This is a genomic window from Paraburkholderia sp. BR14312, from assembly GCF_040948675.1.
In the GTDB taxonomy this organism is placed as follows: Bacteria; Pseudomonadota; Gammaproteobacteria; order Burkholderiales; family Burkholderiaceae; genus Paraburkholderia; species Paraburkholderia nodosa_A.
The window spans coordinates 41,256-59,384 of record NZ_JBFPKI010000022.1; the positions used below are offsets into that span (position 1 = coordinate 41,256).

General features: G+C 56.4%; 8 protein-coding genes and 13 pseudogenes. 13 read left to right on the top strand and 8 right to left on the bottom strand.

Annotated elements, in window-relative coordinates:
• The first annotated feature begins 77 nt into the window (after window positions 1-77).
• Both AB3X98_RS39070 and AB3X98_RS39075 read left to right on the top strand, forming a co-directional pair.
• The gene (locus AB3X98_RS39070) at window positions 78-893 is read left to right on the top strand and encodes a reverse transcriptase domain-containing protein (RefSeq protein WP_368605770.1); all 816 of its coding nucleotides are present in this window, start codon (window positions 78-80) and stop codon (window positions 891-893) included.
• Window positions 894-961: 68 nt separating this feature from the next.
• A pseudogene (locus AB3X98_RS39075) lies at window positions 962-1,123 on the top strand (integrase core domain-containing protein); the annotation flags it as partial.
• A 60-nt stretch (window positions 1,124-1,183) separates the two neighbouring features.
• Here the strand turns inward: AB3X98_RS39075 and AB3X98_RS39080 are convergent.
• Window positions 1,184-1,441: pseudogene (locus tag AB3X98_RS39080) on the bottom strand (transposase); the annotation flags it as partial.
• A 70-nt stretch (window positions 1,442-1,511) separates the two neighbouring features.
• Between AB3X98_RS39080 and AB3X98_RS39085 the strand changes: the two are divergent.
• The 3 pseudogenes from AB3X98_RS39085 to AB3X98_RS39095 form a co-directional block, all read left to right on the top strand.
• Window positions 1,512-1,628, top strand: a pseudogene (locus tag AB3X98_RS39085) (IS630 family transposase); the annotation flags it as partial.
• 378 nt (window positions 1,629-2,006) lie between these two features.
• Window positions 2,007-2,126: pseudogene (locus AB3X98_RS39090) on the top strand (IS110 family transposase); the annotation flags it as partial.
• Window positions 2,127-2,364: 238 nt separating this feature from the next.
• A pseudogene (locus tag AB3X98_RS39095) lies at window positions 2,365-2,952 on the top strand (tyrosine-type recombinase/integrase); the annotation flags it as partial.
• A gap of 391 nt (window positions 2,953-3,343) precedes the next feature.
• On the opposite strand, the gene AB3X98_RS39100 reads toward AB3X98_RS39095, so the two are convergent.
• Window positions 3,344-5,659, bottom strand: a complete 2,316-nt coding sequence (locus tag AB3X98_RS39100) for a prolyl oligopeptidase family serine peptidase (RefSeq protein WP_368605769.1) — start codon at window positions 5,657-5,659, stop codon at window positions 3,344-3,346.
• A 1,011-nt stretch (window positions 5,660-6,670) separates the two neighbouring features.
• Between AB3X98_RS39100 and AB3X98_RS39105 the strand changes: the two genes are divergently transcribed.
• On the top strand, window positions 6,671-7,066 hold the full coding sequence (locus AB3X98_RS39105) for a hypothetical protein (RefSeq protein WP_368605768.1): 396 nt from the start codon (window positions 6,671-6,673) through the stop codon (window positions 7,064-7,066).
• An 11-nt stretch (window positions 7,067-7,077) separates the two neighbouring features.
• Entirely contained in the window at window positions 7,078-7,482 is a 405-nt protein-coding gene (locus tag AB3X98_RS39110; RefSeq protein ID WP_342950216.1) for a hypothetical protein, read from the top strand.
• Between the two features lie 119 nt (window positions 7,483-7,601).
• Here AB3X98_RS39110 and AB3X98_RS39115 read toward each other — a convergent pair whose 3' ends face one another.
• The gene (locus tag AB3X98_RS39115; protein WP_368610422.1) at window positions 7,602-7,937 is read right to left on the bottom strand and encodes a DUF3757 domain-containing protein; all 336 of its coding nucleotides are present in this window, start codon (window positions 7,935-7,937) and stop codon (window positions 7,602-7,604) included.
• On the opposite strand from AB3X98_RS39115, the gene AB3X98_RS39120 reads away from it, so the two are divergent.
• From AB3X98_RS39120 to AB3X98_RS39130, 3 genes and pseudogenes are all read left to right on the top strand, one after another.
• A complete protein-coding gene (locus AB3X98_RS39120; RefSeq protein ID WP_368610423.1) occupies window positions 7,843-8,115 on the top strand; it encodes a hypothetical protein in 273 nt (90 codons plus the stop codon). The genes AB3X98_RS39115 and AB3X98_RS39120 overlap by 95 nt on opposite strands.
• 1,299 nt (window positions 8,116-9,414) lie before the next feature.
• Window positions 9,415-9,766: pseudogene (locus tag AB3X98_RS39125) on the top strand (DUF4158 domain-containing protein); the annotation flags it as partial.
• A gap of 499 nt (window positions 9,767-10,265) precedes the next feature.
• A pseudogene (locus tag AB3X98_RS39130) lies at window positions 10,266-10,470 on the top strand (transposase domain-containing protein); the annotation flags it as partial.
• Between the two features lie 124 nt (window positions 10,471-10,594).
• On the opposite strand, the gene AB3X98_RS39135 reads toward AB3X98_RS39130, so the two are convergent.
• Window positions 10,595-12,043: an FAD/NAD(P)-binding protein gene (locus tag AB3X98_RS39135; protein WP_368605766.1), complete on the bottom strand. Its 1,449-nt coding sequence runs from the start codon at window positions 12,041-12,043 to the stop codon at window positions 10,595-10,597.
• A 591-nt stretch (window positions 12,044-12,634) separates the two neighbouring features.
• Between AB3X98_RS39135 and AB3X98_RS39140 the strand changes: the two are divergent.
• Window positions 12,635-12,957 (top strand): annotated as a pseudogene (locus tag AB3X98_RS39140) (transposase); the annotation flags it as partial.
• A 242-nt stretch (window positions 12,958-13,199) separates the two neighbouring features.
• Here the strand turns inward: AB3X98_RS39140 and AB3X98_RS39145 are convergent.
• A pseudogene (locus AB3X98_RS39145) lies at window positions 13,200-13,428 on the bottom strand (transposase); the annotation flags it as partial.
• Between the two features lie 995 nt (window positions 13,429-14,423).
• Between AB3X98_RS39145 and AB3X98_RS39150 the strand changes: the two are divergent.
• The gene (locus AB3X98_RS39150) at window positions 14,424-15,182 is read left to right on the top strand and encodes a 4'-phosphopantetheinyl transferase superfamily protein (RefSeq protein ID WP_368605765.1); all 759 of its coding nucleotides are present in this window, start codon (window positions 14,424-14,426) and stop codon (window positions 15,180-15,182) included.
• 47 nt (window positions 15,183-15,229) lie between these two features.
• Here AB3X98_RS39150 and AB3X98_RS39155 read toward each other — a convergent pair.
• Window positions 15,230-15,784: pseudogene (locus AB3X98_RS39155) on the bottom strand (IS4 family transposase); the annotation flags it as partial.
• 347 nt (window positions 15,785-16,131) lie between these two features.
• Between AB3X98_RS39155 and AB3X98_RS39160 the strand changes: the two are divergent.
• Window positions 16,132-16,675 (top strand): annotated as a pseudogene (locus AB3X98_RS39160) (IS5/IS1182 family transposase); the annotation flags it as partial.
• 473 nt (window positions 16,676-17,148) lie between these two features.
• Here AB3X98_RS39160 and AB3X98_RS39165 read toward each other — a convergent pair.
• Window positions 17,149-17,488: pseudogene (locus AB3X98_RS39165) on the bottom strand (IS110 family transposase); the annotation flags it as partial.
• A 284-nt stretch (window positions 17,489-17,772) separates the two neighbouring features.
• A pseudogene (locus tag AB3X98_RS39170) lies at window positions 17,773-17,996 on the bottom strand (IS110 family transposase); the annotation flags it as partial.
• Window positions 17,997-18,129: the final 133 nt, after the last annotated feature.

Genomic DNA, 18,129 nt, shown 5'->3' on the forward strand with positions numbered 1-18,129 from the left:
GGCCTTCTCCAGTTGTTCGCTGGAATAGCGGTTCGGCTCGAAAGCGAGACGCACTCGCCAGTGTTTGCGTCGTCCCCGTGTCATCGACTGGGCTCCCGGTTAGCGGGAGCAACGGCCTCAAGCACGAGAACCGCATTACTGGCAGGACATTCTCTGGACCATGGCGCCAGACACTCCCTCGATATGCGAAGGCCCCATCTTACCCGCGAGTTTGCTATGTTGTTGCCGGGGCTGTCAGTCCCATATTGGCTAACCTGTTCTTGCATTACGCGTTCGATCAATGGATGTCACGGAACTATCCCGGCGTCCTGTTTGAGCGTTACGCCGACGATGTCATTTGCCACTGCAAGAGCGAGGCGCAGGCTAGGCAATTACGAGCGGAGCTCGATGCCCGGCTTGCGGCTTGCAAATTACAGCTTCACCCGGAGAAGACGAAAATCGTCTACTGCAAGGACGACAACCGACGCGGCAGCTATCCGGTGCAACGCTTTGATTTCCTGGGCTACTGCTTTCGGCCGCGGAGTTCAATGAGTCGATCTGGAACACTGTTCGTTAGCTTCGCTCCTGCGGTAAGCGACAAGGCGGCCAAGTCGATGCGGTTGCGAATGCGTCGATGGCGGCTGCACAGTCGCAATGATCTTGAACTTGCCGAAGTCGCTCGATGGACGCAGCCCGTGCTTCTGGGCTGGGTTCGCTACTACGGGCGGTTCCGGCCTTCTGCGCTTCGCGGGGCTTTGCGTACACTGGATTCGTTCATTGTGCGTTGGGCCCAGCGCAAATACAAGAAACTCCGAACGCACAAACTGCGGGCGTGGGATTGGTTGCGGCGTCTTAAAACGCAGCGCCCGACCCTCTTCGCGCATTGGACGCTCGGAGCCACGGCTGGACGATAGGAGCTGTATGAGTCGAGAGGCTCACGTACAGTTCTGGGAGGGCCTGGCGGTGCGATTCCGCTGGGCTACTCAACTATCTGAAAGCCTACGACTCGGTCAGCCACGCTCGCCGCTCAATCGGCAACTACCTGAACTGGTATAACCAGAATCGGCCTCATTCTCGGCTGGCCGATCAGACACCGGATGAAGCGTACTTCGCCACGCTGCCAGCGATAAAATCGGCAGCTTGATTGCCTCTGCGATTCCACTTAAAAACTCGCGGATCCTGTCCGAACGAATGAGGCCACCTCTTATTGACCTATGTAACGCACGAGCTTTTTGTCGAGATCCTTGGTGCTGGTGAATACGCAACGCGCAATGACGTCGCGCTGGATGCGGGCAAACCAGCTCTCGACCTGATTCAGCCATGACGAATACGTGGGCGTGTAATGTATCGAGATCTTCGGGTGGTCAGCCAGAGATGTTTGAACAGCGTCGGTTTTGTGGCAGCTCACGTTGTCGCAGATCACGTGAATCTCCTTTCCGCGTGGCTGCGCCGATGCCACATCGCCTCGAGCGGACGTTGTTGCCACTGCGCGACTTCGGCCAGCACCTCCTGACTTTGAGGCGAAGGCAGCCGACGCGGTCCGGCTGTACCTCAATCCGCCGTTGCACGCGGTGGTGTTCTGCGTCGACGAGAAAACAGCCATCCAGGCGCTGGATCGCGAGGATCGGATGCTGCCGCTCTCGCCCGGGCGCGCCGAGAGTCATGGCTTCGATCGTGTATTTCGACGAGCTTCGGCTGAAGATCTGCGGCGAAGGCAACGGTCAAGAACAAAGAGCCGCCACCAAACTGCTGCGCTTGGCCTTGCGCACCATCGACAAGGATTGGAAATATGCCACCTATCACTTGCCGGCAAGCAGTCAATCAGGTCGCCATCCTGCGAGCGATTCAACACCGCCATCAGCTGAGACTTCATACCGGCCTCAGCACACGAATTTCCTGACATCTTTGTCCGCCGATCGCCGCGCCTGTGCCGCCGCGAACCTCAGTTCCGAGAGCGCCACCGTTGCGGCGTTGCTTCCTGACGGTTTGTCACTGCGCCACCAGCGCCCTCCATTGCAACTCCGCTCAAGAGTGATGCCGCCGACGCTCGTGCGATCGGGATGGCCACGCAGATGCTCTGCAAGCGCGTCGCCGTGAAGACAGAGGCCCAGCAGGCCGTGCTGGCGCTACACCGGTTGCGGCAACGCCGCAGCGTGTGCCGGACGCAGATGTAACCGACCTTCTGCCGTTCAATTACGCCCGGCAACAAAAGGAAAAGGAAGAGACCGGCTGACGAACTGAATGCGCGTCGGCATGCTGGCTCACGCGCAGGCTCATCACCTCGACGCGGATATCGCCGGTTGACCCCGACCATCGCGGTACGGCTGCGCTTGCTCGTCTGTCGCAAACGATTCTTTATTCGGTGTGCTGAAATTACCGCTTACGTCCTATGGCTGGTCGGAGCCAGCGGCGCAGCGGCTGCGCGTCCTGCTTGACTTCGGCTACGCGACGGGTCTGCGCGCGAGCGAACTGGTCGGCGCCGAGCTCGGCAGCATCCGCGTGGACGGGCACGGTGATCACTGGCTGCATCTGGTCGGCAAGGGCAGCAAGCCCGGCAAGGTGGCACTGCCGCCGCTCGCGCGTACTGCGCTCGATCAGTACCTTGCACAGCGACGCCTGCCTGTCACGCCACAACGTTGTAACCCGAAGACATCACTGGTCGCGAGTCTGGGCGAAGACGGCGACGCGGGTATCGCGGGTTCGCGTCTGGGGCGCGTCATGCGCCGCTTCTTCGCACAGGCAGCCGACGTGATCGAGGCCGATCATCCGGTAGCTGCCGAAAAATTGCGCCGCGCGAATCCGCACTGGATGCGCCACAGTCACGCGAGCCACGCGCTCGCTAGCGGGGCCAAACTGGCCAGCGTGCGCGACAACCTGCGCCATGCATCGATCGCGACGACATCGATGTACCTGCATGGCGACGAAATCCAGCGTGCGAGGGATATGGATCAGGCCTTTGCCGCCCGAAAATAGCCGCTAACCTATTGAACCCGAAGAATTTCGAAAAAATCGGCGGTTCCAGCTTATAACCCCTACAAGCGAATGATCTCGTTGGCATCCCAATGGCCGTGCCACTTTCAATCCTCAGGTCCAAGACCGCTGAGGCGAGAAATTTTTCAAGCGCCAGAGCGAGTACGATCGCCAACGCGCAAAGGCATTGACCCCACTGCTTTCGGCGTGGCGCCTGAACGACGGCGACGCTCAGCGACCAGCGATGACACTGCGCCGGTCTCCCACACGAATCTTGCGGGCTTGCGTTCAACGAAGGCAAGCAATAGCAGTCCTAAGCCCAACGTAAGCGATTGAATGTGACCATACAAAAATCCTACGAACTCAATGCCACGGCGATCAGTATAAAGGGTCATCAACTCGACGGAAAACGCGTCGATATGGCATTCCAATTAGGCGGATCTTGTCCGAAAACATTGCGAACGAAGAAATCCATGAGCTTGCGCTCGGTGAAGATACCGGGGGCTCCATGATCAGCACCAGGCACATAGACCATTTCGAATTCCTTTCCCGCCTTAATGAGACTGTCGGCGAGCGCAAAGGTGGAGGCCGGATCGACATTGTGGTCCATTTCGCCCACAACAAGCATAAGTTTGCCGTGTAGATTGTCGGCATTGTCGATGGCAGAGGACTGTGAGTATTCAATGCCGACGGGCCAGCCCATCCACTGTTCGTTCCACCATATCTTGTCCATACGGTTGTCATAGCAACCACTGTTGGCTACCGCAACCTTATAGAAGTCAGAATGGAATAGCAGTGCATCAATGGCGTTCTGGCCGCCAGCTGATGTACCGAAGATTCCTAAATTCGAGATGTCGTACCAGGGATATAGAGAGGCAGCCGCCTTATGCCACAGAATGCGATCGGGAAGGCCTGCATCTTTCAGATTCTTCCACGCGACGTCATGAAAAAGGCGTGAACGGTTGTTAGTGCCCATTCCGTCGATTTGCACAACGATAAAACCCAACTGAGTAAGGGGCTCTGTTGTGGTTGTGAATGACTTTGGGACGCGAGAGCCTTGCGGGCCGGCATATATATCCTCCACCACAGGATACTTCAGATGTGGATCGAATCTATTTGGTAGATGAATGATTCCCCAGATATCGGTCTTACCATCGCGCCCTTTGGCAACAAAATTGATTGGTGCTCTCCATCCATTAGATTCGAGTTGGGAGATGTCGGTGCTCTCGATCTGCATCAGTTTAGCGTTGTCGCTAGACCGGAAAAGCGCCATGCGTGGGGGAAGGTCGATACGCGACCAGAGGTCGACGTAGAAGCTACCGTCAGGAGAAAACTCGATGTGATGATTGGCCGGTTCTGGCGTAAGTGATGTCAGCCCCTTTCCGTCGAAGCCAATTCGGTAGGCATGAACGAAATAAGGGTCCTCGCCGACATTCATTCCGCTTGCTTCAAACCAAATTTCCCTTCTGACTGGATCGATGTGGTCCACCGCGCGGACAATCCAGTCACCTTTGGTGATTTGGTTTTCTAAAACACCGGTACGGCCATTAAAGAGGTACAGATGTTCAAATCCATCGCGTTCGGATGCCCAGATAATTTCCTCTCCATCATTAACATTGTAGCGAAAGTATTTTCCGGAATCTATTTGGTTATTTCTTAAATCTGTATAATCGACGAACGTGGAGCTGACCTCATCGATCAAAGAGCGCGTACGGCCGGTGGCGGCCTCCACCTCGATTACTCGGTAGAGCTGATGGCCGCGTTGGTTGTACTCAAATGTAAAGCCTTCCCCATCCTTCCGCCAATTAATTTTGGAAAGGTCAAAAGGATTCGGGAACAAAGCATTGTCGATATTGATCATGCGCTTGTTGACTATGTCGAATAGTACCGGTTGCGGTCGCGGAAGAATATCTCCCGCTTTGGCATACTCTATTGGCTCATACCTGGCTTGATGGTTTGTTGCTGAGGAATTGACAAGCACGATTTGACGCGGTTGGCCGAAGGCGACACGGTAACCTGCGAGGTGATTGGAGTCAGGGGACCACTTTAGGGATGAGAAGACGTAATTGTTCGCTTCTGTCCCGTCCCAACTTAACGGTACATTTACGGATCCGTCCTTACTCATTAGAAAGACGTTGGAGTTTTTGATATATGCTTTCCACTTGCCGTCCGGTGAATCGATTGTGATTCGACTATCGCTTGCAGCCGTTGGCGTGAAGTCGTTATGAAATGGCAAGATTTCGCCCTGAGAGATCCTAGTGCAGATGTAGCTTGAAAGATCACAACTCCACTGAACGGAACCAATGGAGAACAGCAACTGGTTGCCGTCTTGTCCGATTTCGAAGCGGTCAAAGGGCAGCGAATTGCCTCGGAAATTCGAGGAGGCCGCCTTATTTAATGCTTCGGCAAGGCGGCCATGATCGAAAGCTGGTTGCTTCTTCCCAGTTTTGATATTGAGTTTAATGAACTGGCGCTCACCATGTGTCGTCCGTCGGTAGGCAAGGGTCTCGGGCGAAAGCCAGAAAGGGGGGGTATCGACGAAATTGACAATTTTATCCGAGTATTGATAACGAACTGTGAGAGCCCGCTGAAAGTCTGAGGGGGTAAGAGGAAAGGGGGGGGGTATGGTTCCGTTCCCCTGGTTGTCAGCAGCCGATAGCAACGTGCAGTAGGAAATTAGAAGCAGAAAGATGGTGACAATTTTTTGCATGGATGTTTGGCCTTGACTATGTATAGGTGTATCGGTTACGTCGTCGGCTTACCTTGAGGCAATTTATATGCCATCAGTGAATGCGAGTGGGTATGATCAGTGTCCGCTGAGCGCAAGCGAGGTTCCAGCGACCGGTGAGATTAACTGACTGTAGGGAGGTGAAGACCTTCGATAATCAGTGAAATACAAAGCAAACTGGCGGCACGTGGAACGGTGTCGCATTTGTTCGACACTGGCCTTTGTCATCTCGTCCTTGCCTCCCATGTTGTCGAGGAAGTTACAAACAGCAGGGCCCCTTCGCTCCACCAGCGTTACCCGGTTTCACGGCTACTACGGGCCCATCCGCCACCCTCTCGCCTTCGGTCCACTTCCCGGGTTCGCCGGTTATAGAACCTACCTTGCTCCGGCGATTTCGCGCCGGGGCGAGGAGGGCTTCTCCAGTTGCTCAGCATGTCCTTGTCTTCGTGCCGTCGCTTCCACCCCGCCGAAGTGGAATAGCCGTATCGGTCAGAATTCCGCTACCCATGCTGCCTTCACCCTCACGGTTGCGGGCTCGGCCCTCGGAGCTTTTCATTTTCGAGGCCACATCTACGTTCACTTTTGTTACGGCCCGATGACTCGCGCATTCCCCTAGGAAATGCCTGTCGATAGGCTTCAGAGGCTTGGTTTCCCCCCACCCTGCTATCCAAGCTACGGGGCCTCTGACTTCTAGCGAAGTCAGCTTGATAGATCGAGCAACAGAGTAAAGCTTGGACGAATGACGTCGAAAGGTTGCGTTGGCAATCGAGCGTGATGACAAGACTGGTCGGACCGTGACTCGCTGAACTTGAAGCATAATTCGAGCGTTGAGCTCGTGCGACAAATGAGGGACGAGTCAGCGGATTTCATCGGGGCCCGCAGCGAATGAGGCTGGCCGCGATGTCGATCGGGTTCTCGTTGCGAAACGTGTCGAATCAACACACAAGAAAAACTGGCGCATCGGGGGCGTTCATATAAATTATGTTGGTCGGCGTGTCCGACGAAGTCGTCGCGACGGTGGCACCGAAGATCGACGCGTTCAAGGCGAAGCTGCCGGGCGGCTACCGGGTCGAAACCAGCGGCCTATTCGAGGAAAGCGCGATCTCCCGGACGTCGGTCTTTGCGGTGGTGCCGGTCATGATCGTGCTGATGTTCACGAGCATGATGGTGCTGCTGGTGTGCTTCCGGCGTCTGGCCATGGAGGTTGCGGTGATGCCGCTGGGCCTGATCGGCGTGGTGCTCAGCGCTGCTGGTGTTCAACCGGCCGCTCGGTATCGTCGCGATTCTGGGCATTCTGGCGTTGATCGGCACGAAGGGGCTGATCGACGGATGCCCATGCCCGCGTCCCCGCACCGCTCACCTGGTTCGCCATGGTGCTGGCCTCGCTGATCGGGCTATGAGTGCTGTATCTGCACATCCCGGTTGGCACGCTGCCCGACGCGCTCGCGCCCGGGGCGCTGTGGCCTGTCCTGGCTGGCGCGGCGCTGGCCATCGGCTGGGATCGATGGAGGAGGAAAGTGCCTCGCGCACCGGTAGGAGATGTGGGCGTGATCCTGCGCGAACTCCAGCGGGGCGCAGCGGCGGTGGCGCGATTCGCGCAATGCGCGGATACCTTCGTGCGGGAATGGTCCGTGTCGTGTCTGACGCTGCTGCTGGTTGCGCTGCTGTCCGGATGCTGCCGTGCAACCAGAGGCCTTTGGGACGCGAAAACCAAGCAGAAGGTCGGTTCCAGCCAGATCCACCAGTTGGTGCTTCACATTGACCTGTTCTCGCAGCGGATGCCGGAGCAGATTCTTCTCCGCTAAACGTACCGTTGACCTCGTCTGAATCTCGCTAGGATTCGCGAGGCGACAGGTCAATGTCCTTGAAATTGCACCAAGACGGCTCCCACCGGGAAGCCGCCGCTGCCGGACGCTCAGCTTGTTCAGGACCGTCGAACGACAACGAACCTACAACGCAACGCGGTCGGCTGAGTGCATTCATAGTAGTCAAGGTCGCGAAGGCCAGATTTCCGGCGCCATAAGCCTTGATCTACCCTTAGACTTGGTAGCGGAGACTTAGGCATGTACCGTAGATTCACATGTCCGCCTTTGGCAAGTTCGTAGGAGCACTGGACTGACGCCGATTGCACAACACCGTCATTATCAAGCTGCGGTGGATCAAACGTGGCTGAGGTGAATTCCTTGATATTGCCGTCGTCCGGTCCTCTCGCAAAACCCGTCCATTCCCCCTCGTTATCGCTGGTTGTTGCAGTGTACACGTTCCGCGCAATTTTGATGACGGCGGGCGTCGGGCAGCTTTCGTATGTTTCAGCAGCAGCGCAATACGATGCGCTGAGCGCAAGGGTAACAAGAAAGAGATTTCTCATCGTCGGCTTTATTCCTCCATTTTGCAATGGCAGTGGGCTAAATTATCTGAGCATCTGGCAATGCATTTAACGAAAATTAAAATGCAAGCCATTGTAGTTTAGATGATGTCTAATTCCGTCTTTTTAGAACTTCGATTGCGTGATCGCCTGAAATCGAGCACATAGTTTATACCGTAATAGCGCTAACCATAACAAATAAAATTTATGCGAGAGTCAATGTCGTTGATGGGTATGGCAAATCCATGTTTTCGAGGCGTTAAGGCATGGAATGCCAAAGCCCTGTAGTTTCCACCCCTCGGCTATCCTCGAAGCACCGCAGAGAGATAGCGAGCAAGCGCATAAAACCGGATTGGCGAACGGCGGTAGGAGTTTGAGCCGACGATATTGCGGGCAAAGGATTCGAGAAAAAATGACGAAGATAACCCGGCGCATGCCCTCAATGGCGTTCGGCGCGAATGCGGCCACTCGCAATGGCCTTCCGCATATCGTGAATGCCCCTGACCACGATTCAGCCGAATAGCGATCATAAGTGTAGAAGTTATGAGGTGGCGGATCTTTATGCCTTGGTGGAGTAAGGAAATCGGGCTGCGGATGCTTCCCTGAGCTATCGCGTCCGCTTGCGTCGTCGAGATGCAGATAGGTCAACGTGGTCAGCCAGCGCGGGACGGCCGAGTCCTTGGCCGACTGGTCTGAATGTGCGATTTCTTACGCGGACATCGTTCGCGCCAAACCCCGTATGACATCACTTAAGAGTGTCGTGCCGGGGACCGTCGGACGCTGCGGCAACGACCCGGAGTACGTCACCTTCGAGCCTTGCCTTCCACGAAACGATACGACGGAGGTCACGGGAAAGCGGGTTAGATTTTCCCAACCAGGCGCTCGATGCCCTGTATGATCTCGCGCCGTATTTCGGGTGGAACACTTTTATCAAATCCGAACTGATCGCGTAGCGCTTCAGCACGCTCTCTCGGGCGGGAGGCTGGTATTCCACGCCGCCGCAATCGCCGTTAGCGCGCTCTGATATTCCTCCAGTGTTGGATGATCGGATACCTCATCCTGAAGCATTTGCGCGAGAGCGCCAGGAGATTTTCTGCTCCGGCGGCAGTTCATTCCGATCGAGAACGATAGCGTCGGGTTCCCTGACTGAACCGCTCCCCGTCGCAATGCATCCAGGTCGCCAACGCCCAGTTTGCGGGCACGCGACGATTTATTCTGCTGGCTGGCTTTGCCCATGTTTCTGCCCCTTCGCTGCGTTCTGAATCCGAAAATTATCGCGGCCAACTGGTTGCTCAAGACTGGCACAGGTGTGACGGCTTCGCCGGATTTTTTGCGCTACACTGGCCAGCCCATTCGAGATCCGGAATTCGGCATGGCGACCATCGAAAGTACCGCGTATCCGAGGTTTCCCAAGGTTTTTTCACCGGAGGAATTGCAAGCGTTCTATTCGCCGGACGTCGAAGAGCTCGAGTGGGTGCGCCGCAACGCGCGTGGCCAGTCCTCGAGACTGGGCCTGCTGGTTTTGCTGAAGGCCTTTCAGCAGATGCACTACTTTCCCTTCGTTGACGCCATTCCCCCCCGCTGTCATCGAGCACATCCGGGCGAGCGCGAACATAGGCGCCGAGGCCGCATTCGGCTACAACAGGGCAAGGTCGCCCGTCTTGTTTCGTCACTATGCGGCAATCCGGGAATTTCTCTGCATCCAGTCCTATTACAACTCCGATACCAAAGGTGCAATACGAAGGCGGCTTACCGATTTCTTTCAAATCCGAAAGCTTGTGAGCAGGATATCGTGCGCGGGCACTTTGAAGCTACGCGAAGCTTCGAACGCTACGCCTCTTACACGATATCTCCTCAAACTTGCCCAGCTTGGCGGATATGGATCGAGCCAGTGCCCCGCCGCCCGGAAACACCGCGATCTGGAGAGGTTTGCGAAGACTCATCGATATACAACTCGGCTTTGAACTCTCAAAAAATCATGGGTTGCCGCAAGTTTAATGGACCGCATACCGCCTTTCTTCCATGCCGCTGTCACGACGCGACGCGGGGCGTGTCTCCAATCGCCCTACGCGCCCCTACGCCGCGACCTGCATCGTCGTCATACCGCTCACAGCGCACTTAGCGCTTGCAGTATCTGGATTGTTCGCCCTTTGTCGCGACGTCGATATACGACGACGCCTGAAAAGGGCGGACACTGACCGCCATCGACACCTAGGCCCCGCGAGAAAAAACTCGTTGTTTGCGGGGCTCACTTCGCGCCGGGGAACGGGCCTCTGCCATCATGAGCCTGATCCGTTCGGGACAACTGAACAGGCACGATCCGCTCGCCTATCTGAAGGATGTGCTCGCGCGCCTGCCCACATATCTCGCGACTGACATCGACGACTTGCTGCCTCACCGATGGGAACCTTCCGCCAGCGCTCTATAGATTCCGCGCGCGCCGGGCAAGGTGACTTCACCGGTTGCTTACATCACAAGGCAGGCGTCGATATTGGAGCCAGAACCAGAGCGTGCGCTTGCATCCATGACCCTGTCAGGCCACGCGCTCGCGTCTAACGTGCAGAAAACTGCCGCCTCATGATCTCCGTCATCCGCTCGATATGCATTAGCAATTCGGGCACCGCCGTCGCCTCCCAAAAGCGTCTTCTAAGCGCGGGGCCAATATAAAAGAGCGACGGATTCGTGCAGCCATTGACTCGGACTACGCGGTAAGACTCATCAACACACAACCCCGCCCAGTCAAATTTTGCAATCCCGTCGCGCCGTAACTGATCAAAAAGAGAATCGCACCCGTGTGCTATAGGCCGATGTAGGCGATCTGCATCCGGTACTGTATCTGACGCCGCAGCTGAATGAGCGGGAGCCATCCCGGCACCCGTGCAATTGACGAAATACGATGCGCGCACAACGCGCGAGCCCGTTGCTGCGCGCGGGCGAATAGCCAGCAGCAGCCCGTCGCCATGTGCGCTGATTGTCTCGATTCGCCCACTCATAAGCGAGAGGCGGCCACTCATCCTGAGTGACGCGACGAGCGCTGCCGTGGAAGGTGGCTGTCGGTGACGATGTGTTTCCCAGTAAGGCGCAATATGACGCACGAAAGCGCGCCGGTCGGCCTCAGACCAGTTTGACCAGATCTGCGGTACCGCAGGACGCAGGCTATCGATCACCTCGCGCCAGTCACCGCCTCTCGCGCGATGTTCAGCAATGACTTTGCGTACGGCGGTGAGGCAATGCCTAGGGCCAGCAGTCAGTTGATCGAGAAGCGCCCGCCGCGCTTGTAGCTGAAGTTTCGGCAGTGACCGGCAGTGGTGTTGGGGCAACAAACCACGGCGGGACATAAGGGTGAAGCACAACTTTTCGCTGCGCCGATGCAGCGCGTAAACAACGTCGAGTGCCGTCAGACCAGACCCGTACATGAAGAACTGGCTGTCATCCGGCACGGCCCGCAGTTTAACTGCGTCCCAGGGATTCGCGAGGAAACGTTGATCGAGTGAAGCGCCACCGGTCGCTGCTACAGTGATGGAGGGGCGGCCATAGCTGTGGCCCGTCGCAAGGACGACGTGATCGGCAGAAATCTCCACACCCGTGTGCAAGTAAACCTTCGTTCGGCCATCCTCTTCGGGCGCCAGCGCAACGGCGTATCCGTCGTGTTGAGAAAACTGATGCTTCCCCGACTTTCCTACTGCCTGTTTTAGCCGATGTGCAAGATAGTCACCGTACCAGGCGCGTGGCAGGAAATCATCGGGTTCCGCAGGCCGGCCCCGCAGTCGGCAATAATCGACAAAGCCGTTCCCGTTGTCCCGCTCAACACTGAGGGCCCGTGCGGGGGCGTTCAGGAGCCAGCCTTCCTCGTCCGACCGATAAGCAATGCCGCGCGAAACGCTATAGCTGGCATCGACCAGTGCGATCGACAGGGGCTTTGCGGTTTGATCCGATAGTAGCCATGTGGCGGTCATCGTCCCGCAAAAGCCGGCACCCACTATCACGATCGATACAGTCATTGCCACGGTTCCAATGGTTGTTCGTATCCGCTCGCGCAGAAAATTTATTTTGACGTTCACATGAATATTCGCTCCGATAGCGTCGCTTGCATCGGGGCACGTCAGGAAAGTTTCCCTTTCCGGTGCGGATAGTCGGCAGCTGTGCCGCGAGTCGTAGTAAGCGACTATGAGGCATCTCACCTCAAGCTACAAAATCGATTGTTTGGATAACACTGATTCGCATCGCAAATGAGTTCGCGAACGACATGTATGGCGATGGCTCGCCAAATCCAGTGGGGAAATCCAATTGCGACAAGAACAGCAACATCGAAAGTTGCAGCTGATTGCGGGTTTTTCCGAAGGGGCGGAATTTGTCTGCGTGCCCCGTCGGGAAAGGTTCGCGGGGTTGGCGAGGGCGGACGGGTTAAAGGCAAGGCTTTGGGGACACGAGAAAGACTGCTAACCATTGCCGACAGGCGATTCGCACGATATTGACCGTTGAGAAGTTCAGCAATTTATCTTGCCGCATCCGAGCCGTGGCCGGCGCGGACCGCCGCCGAATTCGATCTCACGAACCTGCGCCTCAAAGATATCAGTGCTCCCGCTATTTGCGTTCGCATCAGGATCGACGCGGTTTCGCTGGATAGCACTATGGTAAAGGTTCATCCTGATGGCACCGGTGCGTTAAAAAACGGACCTCAAACAATCGTAAAGTCCCGAGGCGAAGGGAATACCAAGATTTATATGGTTGCCGCGGATACTCGAACAGCCATAACGTTCGCGTTGTCTGCCGGCCACGCAGGCGACGCGCCGCAGGGACGCGAATTGCTAAAGAGCCTCGGGCCGGCCAATTGACCGCTGCACCTGTTGATGGATAAAGCGTACGAAGGCGGCGAAAGCAGGCCACTGGACTCGATTTGGGCTTCATCCCCGTTTGCGTGTGCATCTAACGCGGGCATCACCCATTCGCGTACCCGCTGCAAGACCGCGGGATCAGACCAGTCTGCGTTGGCCACAAAGTGGTGGTGTGATGATGAGCCGGCCCGCAGGCCAGAAACTCGTCTCATTTCGCAAATCTTACTGGGTCATAAAACCCTTTGCGTCGACGAGATACTTGGTAATACACACTCCGGAATTCGCGATGGGAGAAGATATCGATGAATTTGTTCTGTGCACGCTGCAATTCCGTGAACACGCAACGCAGCACGCCACTTCTGGACCAGCGGTTCATCCGCGTGTAAATCGTATGCCATCTACCGAAGCGCTTCGGCAGTCCACGCCACTTGCAGCCGTGCTCGGCGACATAAAGATCGCACTGCACTTGCAGGTTCGTCGGACTGACTGTTGCCACGCTGTCGTGGCAGACAATGCTCGATCCGTTGATATTGGGCTTCGGTGATTTCCATCGCCAGAGTGGACGATCAAACGATATTAGCGTGAACACGCCATAGGGCCACTTGTCCACCGGGGCCACGTCACCATCCTTGCCTGTTCGCAGATCTTGCTCCGATACAGCTGCGCAAACTTCCGCAGCTGCGCAAGTTCTTTTCGAGATTGGAACCGAGCCTGATCGGCATCGAACACCGTCACGGTTCGCACTTCTGGGCTCTGGAATTTATCTCGCAGGGGGCACACGGTTCGACTGCTGCCGACACAATATGTGAAACCCTTTGTGGTCGGCGGCAAGAACGACGAGAATGATGCTTCCGCCATCTGTGCAGCTGTGCCACACCCGGCATTGATCCAGCACCGATCAAGCGCCGAACAGCAATCATTGCAGTCGGCTCATCGCATGAGTGAGCGGGCCGTTTGCGAGCGAACCGTGAAGTCAAATCAGATACATAGCATGTTTGCATGCAGAAGAGGGGTTCATCTTCCGGACGGCCCTTGTCCAGTTTCGGTAGGACTTCAATGGTTCAATGGACTGGGAGTCGGTGCCGTCGCAGACGGCTCTCGTGCAAACCTCCTTTGATCGCTATCCGGCGCTTTCGTGCTCGTGGATCAATTCCGCCACTAGGCGAACGAAATATCGGATGCGTCGCGGCGCTTCGCGCGGGGTTGGCGAAGGTTTCGCAACAACGGAAGGCTGCGCCTTGTGCGTAGTGCTGTACTGTCTTTCCAACGGCCTTTCAATGGGTGACAATGCCGGGCGTGCAATGTCGAATAGAGGAGCGCGAGCACGGCGTCGTCAATCGCTGGTGTGTCATGTTCATGGCGTTCATCTCGTATCGTTTAGACGCGTGCGCAAAACCGTTCGAGACGCGACAGAATTTCATCGGCCGACTTGCTCCAGACGAGCGCACGTGATCTGCAACCTGTTTCAGGAACTTGAGCACCTCTGTTCCTCGCGCGGCATAATCGCACAGCAACTGCCTGTTACCGTCACTAACGGAGTGAATTGATGATCGTCCCTGCAACGTCGGCTTTCAATGTGCACGAGCTCGCTCCACCGCGTGCCTCCGCAGCAGATATTGAAATATTTTGCATCAGCTTCGATTTTCGCGTCATGCTCGACTGTCCCGCATTCGCTCCGCTCTCGGACGATGAGCGTGCGAAGGTCGCGCGCTTCCGACGCCGCGACGATGCGCTGCGTTGTGCGGTGACGCGCGTCGTACTGCGTCAGTTGCTCGCGGAACGAACAGACTCGGAGGCCAGTGAATTGCGTTTCGAGCGAGACACCGGCGGACGGCCGCGTCTCGATAAGTCGATGCAAAGCAGGTTCGGTGGGCAACTCGACTTTAACGTTTCGCATTCGGAGCAGTATGCTCTGATCGCAATTGGCCGGCGACGGAGGGTTGGTGTCGATATCGAATTTGCGCGCAAAGACATCAATTGGAGGAAGCTCGCATCAGCGGTATTTGCGCCGCGCGACGAGGCACAAGTGACCGCTTTGCCGATGTACAGGCGAACCGACGCGTTTTATGACGTATGGACGGCAAAGGAAGCGGTGTTGAAGGCACTTGGCGTCGGCATCGGAGGGGGCATGACATGGTTTTCTGTACTTGGCGACAGGCAGCACGAACCAAGCATCCTAGTTAGCGAGGAGAGCGTATGCAATCGCGACTTGATTGCGAGACTCGACGCTGTTTGGCTTCGTGCCCTGAGCGGTTATGCCGCATGTGTCGCGTGGTCGCGCGATGCGGATTCGTGGGATGCGTAGTTCGCAATGCAGGTTAAGCACATCTCGTTACCAGAAGTTTTGTACCCTTCGCGCAGGATCTGGATAGTGACCACCGCGTCCATCACGCTGCATGCCAATCCACAGTGTCTTCGCGCCGGGTTCACCTTCGCCCTTGCGCCCGAGGAATCCACCCAGTGACGCGATCATCCGAATCTTCTGGTTCAGCGTCGGCGGCTTATTCGGGCGGGGTTGCTTTGAGAGCACGTGAGCGCCGTGTGTCTCGTCAGCATCAAAGAACAGCGAAGCATCCAGGTCCGGGCAGGTCCTGCCCAGCCGCATGAGCCGTGCGATACGCCAGGACACCATCATATACAGCACAAGCGCCTTCTCCACGCGCTCCATCTGTGAGAGCTGCAACGTTTCAACCCGACATGCGTTCTTCAACACATTGAAGAACATCTCGATCTCCCGCCTCGCGCGGTACCAGTCGATCAGTTCGGTGATACATGTGCATCGGACACCTCGCGGTTGCTCAGCAGGCGCCAGACGACGGACTGCACACCGGTGGGCGCATCCACTTCACATGCCTCAACGCAGCTCAACTCGACGCCGCCGCGCCTAGGTAACGTCACGCGCTGTGCACGCAGCAACTTCTGCACTGTTGGCCATAGGCGCTCCGTTCAAATGAACGGAGTGAACCGAATTGGAAAGTTCGAGTTGCGCTTGCGCCCGTTGCCGCTGGCTTCTGCACGCCGCCCATGCAGTGGCTCGATTAGGCCGCCCCCGAATTGGCTCTATAACGCCGCCCGCTGTGGACATTGCCAAAAAACATCTTTCAGGTGCACTGGGTCGACCCGGATTCCGGTGAGATCGTCACTCCCAATGGTGTGAGTTTAATAACATCCTCCGATTGATGATCGGTTACCGTCGCAAAAATCCACGATGCTTTGTAGCTTTGACGGTAGATAGGAGGTTTGAGTGCAAGCTCAAAGTTGTGGCGATCGCCGGGAAGAAGTGCCTGCTCTCGGGCGGGCACTTCAGTGTGGACGGAACGCTGATCCAGGCGTGGGCGGGGCACAAGAGCTTTGTGCCCAACGACAGTGACGATCAGGACAGCGAAGGTGGTGGTACGGGCGACTCCAAGGGCGAGAAGCGTAGCAACGAGACGCATGAGTCCAGGACCGCATCCCGGTGCGCGGCTCTATCGCAAAGGCAAAACGGCCAGCGAATTGCGTTACATGGGCCACACGCTAACCGACAATCGGCATGGCCTGGTGGTCAACGCACGCGTGACGCGCGCTGACGGGCATGCCGAGCGTGAAGCAGCCAAGGTCATGATCAACGACGCACGGCAAGCGGCAGCGAGTGCAGAAATCACGCTAGGTGCAGATAAGGGTAACGACGCACAGGAGGGCTTCGGGTGGGCCAAGACCGTGGTGCGCAGCTTGAAGAAGGTGGAACAGATGTTCGTGTTGAACATGGCCGTTTACAACCTCGTGCGCCTGCGTTCATTGGCACAGGTACGCCCATAGTGGCGAAAAAAAGCGGCAATAGGGCCAGCAATTGGCCTCAACCCGCCGAACCAGCATGAGCTTTGCGTTGAAATTTCACAATGCGACGGAACGCGCAGCGAGAGCCGCGTAACCGCAGAAAGCCTGCTTCTAAGGGAGGTACTTCAGCAGCCTGCTAGGCTAGAGCGGTAGCCGAATTGGCGAACATCGAACCACTATCAGCGAAATTGATGGCATTTGGTTTGACAAACGTTTCTTTGCCGATTAGCAATCGTAATTGCCCGATTAACTGAGTCAGCTGCTGTTGCTCTATTAATTGTGTGCCTGTGCGAAACGTTGGTTAGGAGTTCTGTGCAGGGTTTCTCCCGTAATTCTCCAATGTGTATTCCGCCCCGATACCATTTTTGTTTTGGTTTCGGGGCGATTTTTATGCAACGTGTTTCCAGCTTTTTTCTATTTTTTATTGGCGTTGTTGCATAAATCTAGCCGCGCAGCTGGGCTTCGGTCTTGACTGCCACAGATTTCCCCGACATCTGCGTCGCCATCCAGATGGCACGGGCGTCTGCAGCATCGTTTTTATTGCGAATGTTGAACACCTTGGCAAATTTCGCCGGTATCAGCTTCACCTGATGTCCCATTTCAATCAGTCGTCCGGCCCAATGCTGGGCGCCGCCGCATGCTTCATGCCGACTAGGCAAGGAGCACGATTCGCGAAGTGCCCCAGAGATGCGGCTCGCTTGATTTGCTGTTGATGATCTCCCCGGTATCCGGATCCATCCAATGCAACTGCATGACGTTCTTTGCGATGTCGGCACCGACTATCCCATAGTTCAATGTGGATCCTCCGGTTAGCCTTGGGAAATCGTCATGATTTCCCACTTGGGCACTTGATGCCGTCGGCCCGCGAGGATCCACTGTCCTGCATTTCCTCACCGGCCGTGGTGGGGGGCGTTCGTTCCATTCCGTCTCATGAGCGTGCCGCCTTCTTAAAACGCAAGTCGGGGACTGCCCGTTGCGAAGTGGAAGCGCGGATTGCTCGAATACCGGGCTACGCCGACTTCAGGAAACTCCCTTCATGAATCAGTTCATCGATCATCAATACCGACCCGTCATCAGTCTCATATGGACTGCACGCTACGCGGCAATGCAAGCGCCATCGCGAGTCGGGCAATGTCCCAGTGAAACCGGCTAATTCGCGCGCAACGGCAACGTCCGCTATGTTGGCGTTCTTGCCTCGGGTCACGAGCTTGCGATATCGCCGGCGCAGTCGCAACTGCGCATCCCACGCCCGATCGATAATCGCTTTGGGCAGCCCTTCGTGTCGCTGCTGAATCTCGGGTGCCGAATTCGATTGGGACGTGCACTAGCCGGCCTATCTGGCTGCAGGTCGCGCTCATGAGAAAGGCGAGGCGGTCAAGGCGCTGGTGGTCGACCGCAAGTTCTTCAATGAGACCGAGTTGGCCCTGATTACTGTA